A 17,810-nucleotide genomic window follows, 5' to 3' on the forward strand; every position below is an offset into this window, starting at 1 on the left:
GAGCCCAATCAGTCCGGTCGGCGTCTTCCCTTCGTGCCTTCGCGAGGAGTATCCGCCGCTACCCTCCGCTTGTCGTTCGGTTGTGTGAGGGCGTGATCATGGTGCAGCGGACATGGAGCAGCGATCGCAGGCTGACCGCGATTAGCCGCGCGGGCCTCTCCGTGCCCGCCCGACAGGCCGTCATCGACAGCCAAGTCGTCCCGGGGCGCAGCGTTCTGGATTATGGCTGCGGCCGGGGCGACGACGTACGCGCACTGAAGCAACTGGACTGCCAAGCCGTCGGTTGGGACCCGTTCTTCCAACCCGACGGGCAGCTGGAGCCTGCGGAAGTTGTCCTTCTCACCTACGTACTTAATGTCATCGAAGACCCTCACGAGCGCCGAAAGACGCTGAAGAGGGCATGGGATCTGGCGACTACCGTGCTCGTTGCCTCAGCACGGTTGACGTGGGAGAAGTCGAAGGTCAAGGGCGAGGCCTTCGGTGACGGACTCCTCACCAGCCGGCAGACCTTCCAACACCTTTTCAAAGCGAGCGAACTACGCAACTACGTCGAGGTGGTCACAGGCGTACGGACCGTCTCGGCCGCCCCAGGCGTCGTTTACGCCTTCAAGGACGAGACCGCCCGGCTGAGCTACCTCGCTCAGCGGATCGTCCCGGACGCCCAGTGGCTTGCCTCCGAAGACACAACCTCGGCGATCGCCGCCGTCGTCGATCATGCGGAACGCCGCGGACGCATGCCCCGCATGGAAGAAGTGCCCCAACCGATGGCCCAACTCCTCAGCCACCTACGCCCGAGCGATCTGAGTCGCCTGGTTCGGGACTCTGCCGATCAGGCCAAGGTCGAAGAGGGGGCCAAGCGATCCACGCTCAACACCCTGCTCTTCCTAGCCGTCGAGCTCTTCAACGGCCGCGGCCCTTTCAACAGCCTTCCGCTCAGCGTTCAGCTCGATGTGCGCGCATTCTTTTCCTCCTACAAGGAGGCGTGCCAGAGGTCCGACCGGCTGCTCCTCAAGCTGCGCGATGACACGTACGTCCGCGGAGCCATGAACTCCTCGACCGTTGGGAAACTTACCCCGACTGCCCTGTACGTGCACCAGCGTGCCGTTGATCGCATGCCTACGGTTCTGCGCCTGTACGAGCACTGTGCTTCGATTGCGGCAGGCCGGCCCCAGGAGTGGACCGTGGCTAAGCTGCGTCACCAGGGGAGGGCGGTGAGCTGGCTGGACTACCCCGACTTCGACAGGGACCCGCACCCACGGATCCTGACGTCCTATCAGGTGGATCTCAAGACGCTGGAGACCGCCCATACGTCGTACGCCGACTCCCAGAACCGGCCGCTATTGCACCGCAAGCATGAGTTCCTGGCCCCGGACGACCCGGACACCGAGAAGTACCAGCGGCTGACGGCAGCAGAGGTGAGGGCAGGTCTGTACGAGCACCCTCACCTCATCGGCACAGAGAACGGCTGGGAGGCCGAGCTCATTCGCTGCGATCGGGCCCTTCGCGGACATCGACTGGTGCGCCGTACCACGGGCTGAGCGATCACGCGGAGTCGGGCTGCATCTCCGCGATCATCTCCGCCAACTCCTCAACATCAAGATCCGCGGCCTGGCTCGGGAACCAGGACAGACGGAGCCCGTTCTCTGCGGCGTCCTCGGGCAAGCCCATGGCGGTGAGCACGTGACTGGGGGTGTACGAGGCGCTCGTGCACGCAGAACCCGTCGCGACGGCGACGTGTTGCTTGAGGCGGACGATGAGTGCCTCGGCGTCCACACCGTCGAAGGACAGGTTGAGGATGTGCGGGACGGCGTGGTCCTGGTCGCCGTTGATCTGGAATCGAGTCTTAGTCAGTGCGTTCAAGAGTCGGGACCGAAGTTCCGCCGCGCTCCTGCTCCACTGCTTGTGTTCCTTTTGGAAGATCTTCGCCGCCTCAGCCAGCCCCATGATCAGCGGTACTGGCAATGTCCCCGGGCGTAGCTTTCGCTCCTGACCGCCACCAAACATGATCGGCTGCAGCGGGAGCCTGTCCCAGCGCCGCCGGCGGGTGACGAGCATCCCAACACCCTTCGGAGCGCCAACCTTGTGGCCGCTGATGCTGATCATGTCGATTGGGGCACTCAGATCCTCAGGAACCTTCCCATATCCCTGCGCGGCATCGACGTGCAGGTACGTCGGCGTCTCTCGCAGATGTCCAGCGAGCTCAGCCACGGGCTGGATGACACCCGTCTCATTGTTTACGTGCATCAGGGAGACGAGGAGTGTGTCCGGGCGTAGCCGCTCCAACACTGCCTCGACGGAGACCCTGCCGGATGAGCCGGGCTTGATGAAGTCCACTTCGAAGCCGCGAGTCTGCAAGTGCTCTAGGGGCTCGATCACTGCCTTGTGCTCGATCGCCGAGGTAATGATGTGGCGTCGATCACTCTGCTCTCCGTGGGGAGCAAGGCCGAGCAAGGCGATGTTGTTGCTCTCAGTGGCACCGCTAGTGAAGATCAACTCATCGGATTCGGCGCCGACGGTGCTGGCGAGGTACTCGCGTGCCTGCTGCACCGCACGCTTCGCGCGGGTCCCGTACTCGTGCGTCCGAGAGCCGGCGTTCCCGAAGTCCTCGGTCATCCAGTGCATCACCACATCGGCCACGCGTGGGTCCACGCGCGTCGTAGCCGCAGCATCGAGATACGTCACCACTAGCCCCACCACACCTTTGAGCGTCAATCCAGCACGTCCTGTACGTCTTTTACCTGACGTACGATAGCGTTACGCAGGTGGGATCATCGCCATCTTCGCAACTTGCCGACACTGCCACGTCCGCCGGTTTTGACTACATCTTTCCAGCCATCCGGGGCGTTCAGGCGGGCCGTGAGTTCTACGTGTCCATGTGCCCTCTGCGGCTCATCCCGAAGATCTTCCTGTTCGACGAGGATGAGCTGGCGCCAGAGGTGCGAGCCCAGCGCGTCCTGAACAAGGGACGGCTTCCGGCGCTCACTCGGTACATTGTCGACAACCCGGACGATTACGTCTTCAGTGCGCTCACTGCATCGGTCGACGGCGAGATGTACTTCGAGAGCATCGCGGACTCCGGCATGGGGATGCGCGCTGGCCAGATCCGGATTCCCATGGCTGCCCGATTCTTGATCAACGATGGTCAGCATCGGCGGGCGGCGATTGAGCAAGCCCTCAAGGAGAACCCCGACCTCGGCGAGGAAACGATCGCCGTCGTCTTCTTCCATGACGCTGGGCTGGCCCGCTGCCAGCAGATGTTCGCAGACCTCAACCGACACGCAGTCCGGCCACCACGTTCCATCGGCGTGCTCTACGACCACCGTGATGATCTGGCGATCATGGCTCGACTCTTGGCGATGAAGTCCCCTGTCTTCAAGGGGCATGTCGAGATGGAGAACAGCACTCTGGCTCAACGGTCCCGCAAGCTCTTCACCCTGAGTGCTGTCTACTACGCCACGCAGTCGCTACTGCAAGGGCTGGAGATCAAGAAGGACAAGGCCCAGGAGCTGGCAGAGGCATACTGGGAGGCCGTCGACCTTGTGGTTCCTGAGTGGGGAATGGTGCGCAAGCGCGAGCTCGCAGCCCCCGAGGTACGCAAGGACTACATCCACAGTCACGGTATCGCCCTGCACGCTCTCGGGCGGATCGGAAACTCGCTCCTGCGGGACTCCGAGTCACCGGAGGAGTGGCACTCAAAGCTCAAGTGTCTGACTTCGGTTGACTGGTCCCGAACCAACCCGGATTGGGAGGGGCGCGCGCTGATCGGCGGGCGTGTGTCGAAGAGCCACCAAAACTTGACTCTGACCGTGAACTACCTGCGTCGTCACATGAAGCTGCAACTCAGTCCGGAAGAGCAGCGTGTAGAGGACGCATACCTGCGAGGAGATGCATGAGCACCCCGAAGTCGTCGGCCCCCTTCCAGGGGAGGGCCCTCGCCGAGGTAGTCGGTGAGCTCACGGAGGAGATCCGCGAGCTCTACACAGCTGACGAGGTGCCTTGGGTCATCGGTTACAGCGGCGGCAAGGACTCCACCGCCGTACTCCAACTCGTCTGGCTTGCGCTCCAAGGGCTGCCGGACGAGCAGCGCACCAAGCCAGTGCACGTCATCAGCACGGACACACTGGTTGAAAATCCAGTGGTTGCGGCTTGGGTCACTCAGTCACTTGACACGATGGGGAAGGCGGCGAAGGAGCAGGGACTGCCTATCGAGCCGCACCGCCTCATCCCTGAAGTTAAGGACACCTTCTGGGTCAACCTCATTGGTAAGGGTTACCCAGCGCCTCGCCCCAAGTTCCGCTGGTGCACAGAGCGGTTGAAGATCAAGCCGTCGAACGCGTTCATCCGGCGAGTCGTGCGCCGGCACGGTGAGGCAATCCTCGTTCTCGGCATTCGAAAGACCGAGAGTCAGGCGCGTGCCCGGGCCATGGCGAAGCACGAGAAGCGCCGTGTCCGAGACCGTCTCTCTCCCAACGGAAACCTGCCGAACTCCCTCGTCTACAGCCCCATTGAAGCGTGGGGCACCGATGAGGTCTGGATGTTCCTGATGCAGTACTCCAACGCATGGGGGCATCGCAATAAGGATCTGCTGACCATGTACCAGGGGGCATCCGAAGATTCCGAGTGCCCTTTGGTGGTGGACGACACCACGCCGTCCTGCGGTGACAGTCGCTTCGGATGCTGGACTTGCACCCTTGTGGACAAGGACAAGTCCATGACCGCCATGATCCGCAACGATGAGGAGAAGGAGTGGATGCGGCCCCTCCTCGAGCTCCGCAATGAGCTCGACGACGTGTCGCAGGAGAAGGAAACCCGCGACTTCCGGCGGATGAACGGCAATGTCCAGCTCTTCCACGACGGCGTCATCCAGGGCCCGTACACGCAAGAAGCGCGTCAGAAGTGGCTGACGAAGCTGTTGGAAGCGCAGAGTCTCGTGAGGCGGACGGCGCCCGAGAGCGTGCGGGGCATTGAGCTGATCACGGAGGCGGAACTGCACGAGATCCGCCGTATCTGGGTGTTCGACAAGCATGAAGTCGAGGACACACTGCCGGCGATCTATGAGGCAGCCACGGGCGAGGAGTTCCCGGGCCGGCCTCTTGATGAGCAGCTGGTCCTCGGGGCTGAAGAGATGGATCTCCTCAAGGAAGTGTGTGACGGCGACGAAATTCACTTCACGATGACGCGTGAGCTCCTCGCGGTCGAACGGCAGCATCGCACCATGACGAGGCGCTCCGGCCTCTTCAAGGAGCTGGAGAAGGCGATCAAGAAGGGCTTCTACGAGAACGAAGACGACGCCCTTCAGTTCGCGAAGCGTAAGCAGGCCATCCGCGACGCCGCTCCCACCTACGTGACGCTGGACGAAGAGACCACCGATGCACCTTCATAAGCTTGAACTCCACGACTTTGGCGCCTACCGCGGCAAGCAGTCACTCGATCTGAGCGTTGAGCCCGGGCGGCCGATTGTTTTGATCGGAGGCCTCAACGGATGTGGCAAGACCACTCTGCTGGATGCCATCCAACTAGTCCTGTACGGCCCGCGGGCGCGGTGCAGCGGGCGGGGTAACCGGTCATATGACTCCTACCTCCGTGAGAGCATCAACCGCAAGGCCAACAAGTCCGACGGTGCTGAGATCGCGCTAGAATTCTCAATCGTCGTCGATGACCAGGAGCGGCACTACCGAGTGATCCGAAGCTGGCATACCAGCGGCAAGCAGCTCAAAGAGTTCCTGAACGTCCTAGTGGACGGCCAGTTCGATCGGATCCTCAGCGACGGCTGGCCCGATCACGTAGAGGACATCCTTCCGCTCGAAGTAGCCTCACTCTTCTTCTTCGATGGCGAAAAGATCGAGTCGCTTGCGGACCCCGAGCGGGCAGCCAGCGTCATCGAGTCCGCAGTCCACTCGCTCCTGGGTGTGAGCACGGTGGAGCAGCTCCGCACCGACCTTCTTGCGCTAGCGCGGCGACAGCGGCTGTCCAATGAAGACCAGGCCATCATCGACCACATCCGCGCTCAGGAAGCCGAGCATGAAGCGGCAAGGCAGGAAGCCGCGGACCGCCACCAGGAATTGGGCAGCATCCGGTCGAGGTGTGACCGTCTCCAGGCGAAACTCGAAAAGAAAGAGAAAGAATTCGAGCGAGCCGGCGGAAAGCTCTTTGAACGCCTGAAGGAACTTGAGGCCAATCGGGAAGCCATCGCCGAACGCTTGGCGGCACAGCGTACGGCACTGCGTTCCCTAGCGTCGGGTCCGCTTCCTCTCCTCATGCTCCCTCAGCAACTGGCAACCCTCCGTGAACAGGCAGTTCGGGAAAAGGATGCTGACGATGCCACACGTGTGGTCGGTGTCCTAGAGGAGCGTGACGCGTGGCTCCTCGACCAACTGCCTGCGTCGGTAACGGCTGCCGTGCGCACGGCTTTGAAGAAGAAGCTGGCCACGGACCGCCAGAAGCGCGAGAGCGCGGCAGAACTCAAGCAAAGCCTGAGTCTTCCGCTTGACGCGCTTCAGCAATTCTCTGCGCTCGATGAAGCTCTGGCGCGGGATGCATCCCGCGCTCGTGAGCTACTCAAAGAGTCTGCGGAGACGGCTGACCGCCTCGATGACGCCGACCGCCTCCTTGCTGGTGTCCCGGATGAGAAACTGATCAAGGACCTTGTTGAGGAGCGCAACGAGGCGATGGATGCACTCGCCGTTGCCAAGGATGAACTTAGGCGCTGTGAGGTGCAATGGGAGGAGGCCAAGAGCCGCCACCTTCGCATCGGCGCCGACCTGGAGCGGGCACAGAAGAAGCGAGTCAAGACGCTGATTGAAATCGAGGAGCTCAATCGAATCGTCGAGTACGCGGAGAGGGCACGCGGCACCCTGGAGAAGTTCGGTGAAGCCTTGCTCCGGCGACACATCAGTCGTCTAGAAGTCGCTGTCCTCCAGAGCTTCAAGGCATTGATGCGTAAGAGCGGCCTCATCCACGATTTGCGGATCGACACTGCCAATTCCACCCTGACCCTCGCGGACTCCGATGGGGAACCCATCGATCCAGGACGGCTCAGCGCAGGCGAACGGCAGCTACTAGCCATCTCGCTGCTCTGGGGTCTTGCCAAGGTTGCTGGCAATCGACTGCCCAGCGTGATCGATACGCCTCTGGGGCGCCTCGACAGCCGGCACCGTCAGCACTTGGTCGATCGCTACTTCCCGAAGGCTGGTCGACAAGTTCTCCTGCTGTCCACAGACGAAGAGATCGACGAGAGCCTGCTCGCTCGCTTGAAGCCATCCCTTGCACATACGTACACCCTTGTTCACGACGACACCCAGTTCACCACCACCGTCGAGGCTGGGTACTGGTGGACTGCAGGAGCCCCGCATGTCGCTTGAGACAGTTCGCCTCTCGCAGACGGCGAAGGAGCAGCTCATTTGGTTGAAGCGCAACACTGGTCTGACTCAGTGGAACGAGCTGTGCCGGTGGGCGCTGGCCCTGTCGCTCCGGGACTCCTCCACGCCTCTGGTGAAGGACGTCGTGACTGATTCCAACGTCGAGATGTCGTGGAAGACATTCACCAGTCCGTACGGGGACATCTACCTTGCCCTGCTCAAACAACGGTGCCTCATGGACGGCGAGGAGCTCTCCGATGAGGCTGTCGCTCGGACGCTGACCGTCCACCTGCACCGCGGCATCGGCTACCTGCACGGTGGGGGAAGCGACCTCCGGTCCATCGAGCAACTTGTTTCCACCGCCACGGGGTAACCCTCTACTACGTCTCATCAGGGCCCGCTTCTCCTTCCGGAGGGCGGGCCCTGACGCATTGCCAGTGTCCCTCCCCTCGTAGCGTGAAGACCATGACTGCAGGGGAAGTTGGGAGTCATGGCGGAGAAGCGACGGAGGTTCGATCCCGAGTTCCGTGAAGGTGCGGTACGGATCGTGACGGAGACCGGGAAGCCGATCGCCGAGGTCGCGAAGGACCTGGGCATCAACGAGACCACGCTGGCCAGCTGGGTCTCGCGCGCTCGCCGGGCCGGGACGGCGCCAGCTGGTGAGAGTGACGAGCTGGAGCGGTTGCGGCGGGAGAAAGCCCAGCTCAAGCGGGACAACAATGAACTGGTCATGGAGCGTGATGTCCTCAAACGCTGCATGGTTCTGTGGGTGAAGTAGCCGTGGCGGACCCGTCCCAAGTGGTCGGGGTGATCAGCGACTTCAGGACCGAGCACGGCATTTCGCACCGCGTCTCGTGCCGAGCCCTGGGCGTGAGCGAGTCGTGGTTCTACAAGCACCGCGCCCGTCGGCCGACCCAGCGTGAAGTACGCCGCCGGCAGCTGGCCGAGGCGGTGCGGGAGGAGTTCATCGATTCCGGTGGCACCTACGGCTCGCCGAAGATCTGGATCCAGCTGGTGCGGCAGGGCTGGCGGGTCTCGGTGAACACCATCGCCAAGCTCATGGCCGAACTCGGCCTGGTCGCCCGCAAGGTCCGCCACCGGCGCGGGCTGACCCGGCCGGGGAGGCGACCGGCCGCCCCGGACTTCGTCAGCCGGGACTTCACCGCCGAAGCGCCCGACCTGGTGTGGTGCGGGGACATGACGGAGATCGAGACCGGTGAGGGCAAGTTGTATCTGGCCACGGTCATCGACCTGTTCTCCCGTCGTCTGCTCGGCTACGCGATGGGCGCCCACCACGACGCCGGCCTGGTCGTGGCCGCCCTGCACATGGCTGCGGCCACCCGCGGCGAAAACGTGCGGGGCGTCATCTTCCACACGGACCGCGGCAGCGAGTACGCCTCGCGGAAGTTCCGCCGGGCCTGCCGCAAGCTGGGGGTTTTCCAGTCCATGGGCCGGGTCGGATCTTGTTTCGACAACGCCGTCAGCGAGGCGTTCAACAGCGTCCTGAAGGTCGAGTACGTCCATCGGCGCGCCTTTGCCACCCGCGCCGAGGCACGGATCCGGATCGCGACCTGGATCACCGACTTCTACAACGCTCGACGGCTACACAGCGTGTGTGGCTTCAAGAGCCCGATCGACTACGAACACGACTACTGGGCCAGCTTCGGCGAGGGGCTGGCTGCATAGGAAGGTCTCCACGGTTCGAGGGGATTGACACCAGCAGCTTCGCTCGCTCCAGCACCATGGGCCAGAGCTTCCTCCACAACCCCTGCAACAATGAACGGCCTCACCCGACCTATATAGGTGAGGGTCAGTCAGGCGCCGTGTCAAGCAAGGAGATTCACCTCCGACTGTCAGCGCCATCTAGTACCCTCGCAGGACAACCACATAGCAACGCTTCACCCTTCGGACGCGAGCCACCGCATGGGGCTCGCCGCCAGACAAGACGGAGCGAACATGATCAGCCACCCGGTCGAGGGGGCAATCCTCGCGCTGCAAAAGCGCGCCCTGGACACCTGCGACACCTATCAGCTCGACAGGATCGATCGCGCCCTCGACGAACTTCTGCGGAACCCCTGCGACGACTCCACACCAGCGGAGCACCGCGCGCGGTCAGCGATGGGGCATGCCTACGAGGTGCTGGAGCGTCGCAAAATGATCGCCCCCAGCATCTCCCTCGGAGTGCTCTCCTCCGAGCACGGGGCCGTGGACCAGGGCTACCCACTCATCGAAATCCACGAATGGCTCCGTGCAGAGCCAGGCATCCCGCAGTCCCAACGCGTCGTACTGCAAGCCCTGGCGCGCGGAGACGATGCCGAGACCCTGGCCACCCGACAGGGGCTCCCCCTGCTCCGTGCCCGGGAGCGCGTCTCCCGGGCACGCAAGCAGGCTCGCCAACTCTGGGCGGCATCGGTCCAAGCCGCATGAGACCACGACTTCTCCGCCTGAGGCCCTGGCTCATACGGGCACTCATCCCACCTCAAGTAGTCGGCAGCTACGTGCTCTATACGCCCGCAGGCGTGCCCCGATACGTCGGACGCAGCGACACCGACATCCGCCGGCGACTGCTACGTCACTGCAGCGACCAGCGTGGCGCGTACTTCACGTACGACGTACACAACAGCCCGGCCAATGCCTTCGAGATGGAGTGTGCCCTGTTCCACGCACTCTCTCCTCAACTGACCAACCGCATCCACCCAGATCGGCCGGACTTCCACGAGACCGCTTGCGTGTTCTGCCAGTCAGAGCAACAAGCAGCCCGACAGTTTCGCCATCTGCACCAGCCTTCCGCCCCCAACAGTGAGGTCCTGTCATGACGAACCCCTTGTTCCTGTCGGCAGACAGCCAGCGCGCCAGCATCATTCAACTCGACCGTGCTCTGGAATCGATGCGCGATGCCGGCTTCGACCTCACGGCAGCGATTGGCGAGCCGCTGGACAACTCCATCCAGGCCGAGGCAACGCTGATGCGTGTGCTCCCGATCTACGGGCCGAAGAAGAAGTCCATCGATGCCTTCATCATCGCTGACAACGGCGTGGGCATTGACCCAGCGATCATGCACAACGTCCTGTCGATGGGATACAGCGCCCGCTACAACCAGCGCCAAGGTCTCGGGCGTTTCGGAATGGGGCTGAAGCTCGCCGGGTTGAGCCTGGGAGAGCGGATCGACATCTACAGCAAGCGAGCCAGCGGACCCGAGATCTACCACAGCTACATCGATCTCGAAGAGATCAGGGAGGGCAAGCAGCAGTACATCACCACCGATGAGGTCGCAGCCTGGCCCGAAGACGCGGTCGCGCTCATGGTCGGGCGCGACGGACGCCCTCTTACCTCCGGCACCGTAGTCGTGATCGGCAAGATCGACCGCCTCGCCAGCGGGGGCGCGTATGGGACCTCCTTGGAAGAGAAGATCGCGGACCTGCGCAAGTTCATCGCTCGCGCATACCGTACCTACATCGACACGGGCCGCACATTCGAGCTCGACGGCAAAACGGTATCGCTCCACGACCCGCTCTTCCTGCGAGACAACCCCCGGATCATCGCCAGGTACAAGCCTCAGAAGCTGGACCCGCGAGGCCAACTCATCGAAGAGGGGGACCTGGAAGTCGACGGCCACAAAGTCCACGTTGCCGTGGCGCTGGTACCCGCCGAGTTTCGCCCGTGGAAGGGAGCCGGCGGCGACGTTGACCACCGAGGCGAGGACATCAGGGAATACCAGATCAGCCGTGAGAACGCGGCAAGGATCAGCATCCTTCGTAACGGGCGCGAGATCTACTACGACGTGGTTCCTCACCTCCTCGACACCAGCCGTACCGACAAGGTCATCCGGTACGTCGCCATCGAAGTGAGCTTTACAGCGGAACTGGATGAGTACTTCCAGGTGCGCAACGTGAAGCGCGGAGCAGAGCCTGTGACGAGGCTTCGAAACGAGCTGCGCGACTGGCTGAAGCTCCCTGTCCTGCGGGCTCGGAAGGCGATCCGCGAGTACTGGGGGGAAGTTGAGACCCGGGAGCGTCTCGCCAAGGGCGAGCACAGCAGCAGCATGGCCACCGCTGAACGGACCGATCCGAGCCTCCCTCGGGGCGTCGCCGGCAGGACTGCCACTGCGGAACAGGAAGAGGAGGTCGTCCAGCACGCTGCCGAGGACATGGGCTTGGACGTGGAGACCGACAGCGCCAAGATCGAGACGCTTCGCGAACAGATTCGCACCAAGCCCATCACCCTGCTCGACGGAAGCTGGCCCGGCAAGGAGTTCCTCGAGGTTCATCACCTCAACGGCAAGTCCGTCGTGAAGTTCAACCACCGGCACTCGTTCTTCCGGGACGTCTACGGTCCACTCAAGAAGATCGCTGACGATGGTGCCGAGGGGATGAGCCCTGAGGACGTCCTGGATCTCGCGCGCCGGGCCGAGGCCGCGATCGACCTGCTGTTCATGGGCTATGCGCGTGCGGAAGCCATGCACGAGAACCCGGACGAACAGTTCAGTCAGCTTCGCACCTACTGGGGTCTGTTCACGGGGGTCATGCTCAAGGAGGAACTGAAGGACGAGTGAGCCTCCGGAGGCGGACGATGGGCCCGACCGGCACCGTCCTAGGGGTGCCCACCGTGGCGCGTAGGGGTGCCCACCGTGGCGCGTTCTGTGGGTGAAGCTGCGTCATTTCCTTCAATGGGACACGCAGTCAGCGCGTGACCTGCAGGATGTCGTGAGAAGACTCAGCAAGTAAGGCACCGTGCGCTGGCGACTTAGGCGTCGGCGTCACAACCGAAGCAGCGTGGGAAGGCAGTGAAGGATGTTCGGCTCGGGCAGTGGGCTCACGTTCCGCGACTACGTGCAGGGAACGTGGGGGAGCTTCGACACCCCGGCGGGGAGGGTCGACTACATCATGACAAAGGCCCGACTCGGTGGTGACGCCAACACGCCCGAGCGGCAGCTCACCAAGAACCTGGCTCCGGTTCGTGAAGTCATGGATGCCGGCGACCTCGACTTTAACCAGCTTCTGCAACGCGACCTCGATGATCACCGTGTGGCTGTCAATCTGATCCCCTATCTGCTCAAACCACAGACGACAGGGCCTGCCTTCTTCCCACCGATCGTGGCCGTCGTGCTTCCCTTCCGGAACAAGCGCCCCACCGCCTTTCCCGTACTGGGGGAGGTGACTTCCATCAGCGCCGACGAAGCCAACTGGCAGGAACAACGCGCTGGCAGCGCCTTCCAGGTCCATCGCCTCCTCGCCTCCGATGGACAGCCGCACGGAGCCAATGTGGGCAAGCTCTGGTGGAACCGTTCCGAAGCAAGCCTGGTTGTTCTTGACGGCCAGCATCGCGCAATGGCGCTCCTCGCGATTGAGCGCACTCTGACCAACTCATGGCAGGACACTTCCGCGGTCAAGTACCGCTCCTTCTATGAGCACCAGGTACGCCGTGTGCTGGAGCAGCACGGTGCCGGCGAACCCGACCTGTCGAAGGTCGAAGTGCCGGTCACCGTGTGCTGGTTCCCGGAACAGACCGGGGACGGATCGCGGCCTCACGAAGCGGCCCGGAAGCTGTTCGTTGATGTCAACAAGGAGGCACGCCCCCCGAGCGAGTCCCGCATCATCCTGCTCTCGGACGCCGAACTCTCCAACGTCCTGACGCGGAGCATGCTTAGTGAGCTGCGGAGCAGGAAGGATGACTCCTATCTGCCCCTGTATGCGGTGGAGTACGACAACCCCGAAGTAAACAGTCACCGCCCCGCGCGGTGGTCGGTACTCACGAACATCAACCTCCTCAAGATGGCCGTGAACCGCTGCATCTTTGGACCGTCGAAGTACCTCACCAATGTCGCGCAGGGGATCTCCGGAAAGGAGGGTGACCTGCAGCGTGACGAGTTCATGCGCGAACAGCTCGACGTAGGGACTCTCCTGGAGAGGTATTTCGAAGACGGGGGCATCCCCTTTGATCGGGACACCCTCGGAGACAAGCAATTCCCGCTAGGAAAGATGGAGACGATCAGCGCGAGGTTCAAGGAGACGTGGGGGAGGGCAATTCTGACGCTGCTGTCGAGGACCGCGCCGTACGCAGCCCACGCCAGCGCGCTGACCAAGCTCAAGGACGACTGGCATGTTGCCGACACATTCGCGGCCCTGGCCCACGATGCTCTCTTCGGTGGAGTGGGTGTCTTCTGGACGCTGCGTGACAGCTATGACCACTACATGGATCAGAGGGACAACGCGGACCGCCGACTGCCCAAGTCGGACGTCATCCGAGCTTGGGAAGCCCTCAAAGGCAAAGAGGAAGACTTCGACCAGTACCGCGCTCAGGAGTACCTAGGGTCGACTCGCCCTGAGCGCGTCAAGCGTTGCAAGGACGCCTACAGCGTGCTCAACACCCATGCCTGCCAGCTCGGCCTCGTCATGACTATGGGCTCGCTATGGGAGGTTCGAAAGACACAGCCAGGCGGTGTCGATCTCAAAGACCTTCCGGCCTTCGCGGAAGCACTGGTCGATGCCTGGAACGCATTCTTCCAGATCGAGCACGGGCGGGCTCGTGACAGGAAGGTCGCCTTCAACAAAGCCGGGGTCACGAACCCGATCAACCAGATCGGGAACATGGAATCAGCGCAGGCCGTCTACTTCCGCTACTTCTGGCTGCAGGCTGTGGCTGTCCCCACGGCGTGGCCCCACGTAGCCCAGTGGCTGCCAGACCGCGAAGAGTTCGACATCAAGCTCGGCGAAGCCCGGCGGATGTACCTGGACCTGTGTATCAAACAGCAACTCAAGGCTCTCAAGACGAACCAGCCCACTGCACAGGAAAGCGATCTCCGACCAGTTGCAGAGAAGCAAGCGCATGCTGCGCTCAAGAAAGCCCTTAAGGACTGGTTTGCTGTGTCGGACGACGACTTCGACGCGTGGTTGAGCCAGCCGATTCGCCGCAGCAAGCAGGGAGAGCTCGACCTGGATGATGCTCGGGCAGAGGCGGACAGGTAGGCGGGATGCACTAGCGAGGAGTCGTTTCGGTGGAGGCTTGGGCGTCGAGCGCGGACCGCTGGCTGCCCACGCTTCCTTCGCCGAGGATGAGCGCCAGCCGTGCCGGCGCATGGCAGACCCACCTGAAGAACATTGATCCGCTCGTGTGAGGTGGGTCTTTCGATCAGTCGTAGGGCCGATCAGGGCGCACAGTGCGTCGGCGGTCGACCGGCTAAATCCGTCCCTGGGGGAGAGAAGGAATGACCGACGTGGCGCAGTCTGGTGAGACGCTTGCCGATCGGGTTGAACGTGTCCTGCGCAAACGCCAGTTGGGGCCGCTATCGGTCACAGAATTAATCAAGGAGCTTGCTCCAGATGAAGATGCTTCCGCAACGACGCTGGCAGCGGAGCATCAATTGGTGCAGGCGCTCAGGGAAGACGAGCTACGCCGGACAGCTCGTGGCAAGCGCCCACGTTTCGGCATCACTGACGGTGAGTCAGTGCGTCTCCGTCCTCCGGGTAATCCAGCAGAAGCAGCAGTCGAGCAATGGAACGAAAAGGTCAAGCAGGACCTCCTTGAGCAGCTCAGAGAGTGCGACCCGATCGTGTTCGAACACATCGTGGCCCAGTTGCTCATTGCCATCGGGTACGAAGAGGTCCGAGTAACCAAACGATCGAACGACGGGGGCATCGATGTGCATGCGATTCTGTCCGCCCGCGGCGTGACGCGCGTGCCCACCGCGCTGCAAGTGAAGCGGTGGCGAAAGCCCGTGGGGCGGCCGGAGGTTCAACGGCTTCGAGGATCCCTGAAATCCACCCAACAGGGGGTGATCGTGACAACCAGCCACTTTGCAGGTCCGGCGATCAAGGATGCAGCTCGTCAGGACGGGAACCCCGTCCATCTCATTGATGGCCGCATGCTTGCAGACCTGATGGCAGAGCATGGCTTCGGAGTCCAGACATCTCGAGTCGCATTCTTCTCCCTGGATGAGCAGCTTCTGACTGGCGGGCTGCACGCTACCCCGTCCGCGACGGATGACGATCAGGTCTCGCCTGCTGCCAGGCAGGGAGGGCAGAAGTTCTTCCTGGCACAGCTACCAGGAGGACGCAGCGCCGACTACCTATCCACGCTGGCAGCCATGGCTCGGTTGGCGGAGGCGCAGCCTAGCCTGGACGACTACATCGCCCTGTTCCAGAAGCAGTTTCCCAGCATCACAAGAGCGGACGAAGCGCGACGGCGGATGCGAGTTCTCCTCTCTCTCGGCCTCGCTGAGATTGAGAGCGACCATGTCACCCTCACGTTCAAGGGCCGGCGATTTCTCGACGATCGAGATCCTCGTCTGCTTGGTGACGCTTTTTTGTCACGAATTGCAGGGGCAGTAGAGGTACGAGACCTCGTCAGTGACGTGGTGGGTGAGAGCGCGCGGCGGCAGCTAGTTCGAGAGGATCCGCCGGCCGGACTGAGCTCCACCCAGGCCGCGTTGGTGCTCCGGTGGCTGACACAACTCGGTTTGGTGAAGTGAGCTCGTCATCACGAGGCACGGACTGCACTTGTGGCCTACCGGCGCCGGCAACAGTCTGGCACCCGCAGACGTGATGCAGACGCGCTCCAGGGCAGCAGCCGCGAGATAGTTATGAGGGCGCGGCCGAGGTGATGGGCAGACAACTCTCATACGAATTGGAACCGTTGGGCATGGGCAGACTGCTAGCATCGGCCTCCGGTTTGAGGGGCTGGCTATCCCTTCGCACGCGGGTGTCGGGGTCATTGACATGAAGGAGGAACGGGTGAGCGAGGTTATTCGCACCTATGAGGCATTTCGCACGTGGCAGACCCCGGAAAGTAAGCCACTGATTCTATTTTCCGCCCCAGCCGTGGATATCGAGAAGTGGGCGGGTGTCCCACAGCGGCGCAGGCTAGATGAGGAAGAGACCTCTGGCTTCCAGCGAGAAGAAGATCCGACACGGGTTCGTGAACTGACAAAATTCTTCAGCAATCATCGTAACGTTGCTCAGAACCCATTGCTGGGCGCATTGCAGGATCATGAAAGAATTGAGTTCAAGGAGCTCAAGTCGGGCTCCCCTTTCGGGACTCTGAGGATCACATACGAAGATTACTCGCAAGTCCCCATGATTGACCTCCTGAGGCGTCTGGTCGCCCGCCTTGAAGCGCGTGTCAGCATACTCGACGACAGTGTTGTGGACGAGAATCGTGTAGCCGTTCTCCTTGAGCGTGAAAACCTTCGGAATGAATCCTCGTCAGGCTCCGATGAAGACGACGAGAGTGAAGGCCAAAACGACGAAACGGTGACCGTTGCTGAGGCGATCGGTGAGGACAGCGACGACGCCGGGACTATCATGCTCGCCGAAGAGACCCATCTTGTAGATTTTTATACTGAACTTAAGGGTAGAATCCGTGTTTTGGAGCATCTAGGGATTCAGGATGCCGACTCTGTTCAAGGATTCACAAAGTCGGCATTGCTTGGCTATCTAAAGCCAGTAGTGCTCGTTGACGGACAGCACCGGCTGCGCGGCGCTGTCGTTTCCGCAAGTCACGCTCCGAAGACTCCTGAGGGCCAGGCTTATATCCTCACTGCGACTGCGGAAGGAATGAATCCCGCGGACGCGGAACGGCAGCTAATCCTCAGGGAGTCTCGTCAGCTACCGTTTTCTCTCCTAATGGATGACAGCCCGAGTGAACACGTATTTCAGTTTGTCGTCGTAAATCAGAAAGCTATTCCCATGGGGAAGGCGCTACTCGGGACGATTGTCTCCACCAGTCTGAGTCGTGAAGAGCTGGAGCCCGTAGCTGAGCGCCTTCAAAAGGCAGGCATCAAGCTCGAGGACTCACAGGCAGTCGCCTATCTCACAAGGGCCGAAGGAAGCCCGTTCCGAGGCTTGGTCCAAACAGGCATGGGCGGAGACCGTACCGACCTGTTGCAGTGGAGTGTACTTCAAGGGCTTGTGTCGATCTTTCGGAAGCTCCAAGGCGGCAAGCCGTATCACGCGAAAGTTGACTACGCGCGCGAATGGAAAAAGGAATACTTCCCCCAGTGTGGATTGGTCTCTGGGGAGTCGGAAACCGAGCGGCTAGAAGAGTGGTCTCGCCCTGACGGCCCGTGGCGCGACGTTTTTATCCAGTTCTATACCCGTATTCGCGACTATTTTGGTGATCCAGTCGATGTCGACACATTTAATGGATGGGGCAGCACGGCGACAAGTAACTTGTTCAACAAGATTTCTTTGACAATCCTCGCCACCGACTACTTCGACTACATTTACACCCAGGCTGAGCCGCTTGAAAACATGGCGGACTTCTCCCGGACACTCGATGAGTGGTTGAAGAATGGGCGGGTGAGTTCGTCTTACTTTAACAGGAATTGGCGTCTGGAGAGAACCAAGAAGGATCAACGGGTGGTTAAAGAATTGTGGTCACAGAATTGGCATGAGTATCGAAAGGTCCCCACGAAGCTGCCGCACTCGTTCAAGCCGTAACGCGATATGGATACAC

13 protein-coding genes are annotated in these 17,810 nt (G+C 61.8%); 12 read left to right on the plus strand and 1 reads right to left on the minus strand.

What is annotated here, in order from left to right; genetic code table 11:
• Positions 1–98: 98 nt before the first annotated feature.
• Positions 99–1,538: a DNA phosphorothioation-associated putative methyltransferase gene (locus G3I77_RS02315; protein ID WP_248501440.1), complete on the plus strand. Its 1,440-nt coding sequence runs from the start codon at positions 99–101 to the stop codon at positions 1,536–1,538.
• Positions 1,539–1,542: 4 nt separating this feature from the next.
• Here the strand turns inward: G3I77_RS02315 and dndA are convergent, their stop codons facing one another.
• Entirely contained in the window at positions 1,543–2,712 is a 1,170-nt protein-coding gene (gene dndA / locus G3I77_RS02320) for a cysteine desulfurase DndA (RefSeq protein WP_248500723.1), read from the minus strand.
• 50 nt (positions 2,713–2,762) lie between these two features.
• On the opposite strand from dndA, the gene dndB reads away from it, so the two are divergent.
• From dndB to G3I77_RS02375, 11 genes are all read left to right on the plus strand, one after another.
• The gene (gene dndB, locus G3I77_RS02325) at positions 2,763–3,893 is read left to right on the plus strand and encodes a DNA sulfur modification protein DndB (protein ID WP_248500724.1); all 1,131 of its coding nucleotides are present in this window, start codon (positions 2,763–2,765) and stop codon (positions 3,891–3,893) included.
• Positions 3,890–5,383, plus strand: coding sequence for a DNA phosphorothioation system sulfurtransferase DndC (dndC, locus tag G3I77_RS02330; protein WP_248500725.1), 1,494 nt, complete (start codon positions 3,890–3,892; stop codon positions 5,381–5,383). The genes dndB and dndC overlap by 4 nt, the downstream gene beginning before the upstream one ends.
• The gene (dndD, locus tag G3I77_RS02335) at positions 5,370–7,361 is read left to right on the plus strand and encodes a DNA sulfur modification protein DndD (protein ID WP_248500726.1); all 1,992 of its coding nucleotides are present in this window, start codon (positions 5,370–5,372) and stop codon (positions 7,359–7,361) included. Before dndC ends, dndD begins: the two co-directional genes overlap by 14 nt.
• The gene (dndE, locus tag G3I77_RS02340; protein ID WP_248500727.1) at positions 7,351–7,731 is read left to right on the plus strand and encodes a DNA sulfur modification protein DndE; all 381 of its coding nucleotides are present in this window, start codon (positions 7,351–7,353) and stop codon (positions 7,729–7,731) included. The genes dndD and dndE overlap by 11 nt, the downstream gene beginning before the upstream one ends.
• Before the next feature lie 117 nt (positions 7,732–7,848).
• On the plus strand, positions 7,849–8,136 hold the full coding sequence (locus G3I77_RS02345; RefSeq protein WP_282572380.1) for a transposase: 288 nt from the start codon (positions 7,849–7,851) through the stop codon (positions 8,134–8,136).
• Complete coding sequence (locus G3I77_RS02350) at positions 8,124–9,044, plus strand: IS3 family transposase (RefSeq protein WP_248500729.1); 921 nt, start codon at positions 8,124–8,126, stop codon at positions 9,042–9,044. The genes G3I77_RS02345 and G3I77_RS02350 overlap by 13 nt, the downstream gene beginning before the upstream one ends.
• A gap of 270 nt (positions 9,045–9,314) precedes the next feature.
• Entirely contained in the window at positions 9,315–9,785 is a 471-nt protein-coding gene (locus G3I77_RS02355) for a hypothetical protein (protein ID WP_248500730.1), read from the plus strand.
• A 385-nt stretch (positions 9,786–10,170) separates the two neighbouring features.
• On the plus strand, positions 10,171–11,910 hold the full coding sequence (locus G3I77_RS02360) for an ATP-binding protein (protein WP_248500731.1): 1,740 nt from the start codon (positions 10,171–10,173) through the stop codon (positions 11,908–11,910).
• Positions 11,911–12,148: 238 nt separating this feature from the next.
• Positions 12,149–14,323, plus strand: a complete 2,175-nt coding sequence (locus tag G3I77_RS02365) for a DNA sulfur modification protein DndB (protein WP_248500733.1) — start codon at positions 12,149–12,151, stop codon at positions 14,321–14,323.
• Between the two features lie 239 nt (positions 14,324–14,562).
• The gene (locus tag G3I77_RS02370) at positions 14,563–15,825 is read left to right on the plus strand and encodes a restriction endonuclease (protein WP_248500735.1); all 1,263 of its coding nucleotides are present in this window, start codon (positions 14,563–14,565) and stop codon (positions 15,823–15,825) included.
• 262 nt (positions 15,826–16,087) lie between these two features.
• Positions 16,088–17,794, plus strand: coding sequence for a hypothetical protein (locus G3I77_RS02375; RefSeq protein ID WP_248500737.1), 1,707 nt, complete (start codon positions 16,088–16,090; stop codon positions 17,792–17,794).
• Positions 17,795–17,810: the final 16 nt, after the last annotated feature.

It is taken from the genome of Streptomyces sp. D2-8 (assembly GCF_023184515.1).
Taxonomy (GTDB): domain Bacteria; phylum Actinomycetota; class Actinomycetes; order Streptomycetales; family Streptomycetaceae; genus Streptomyces.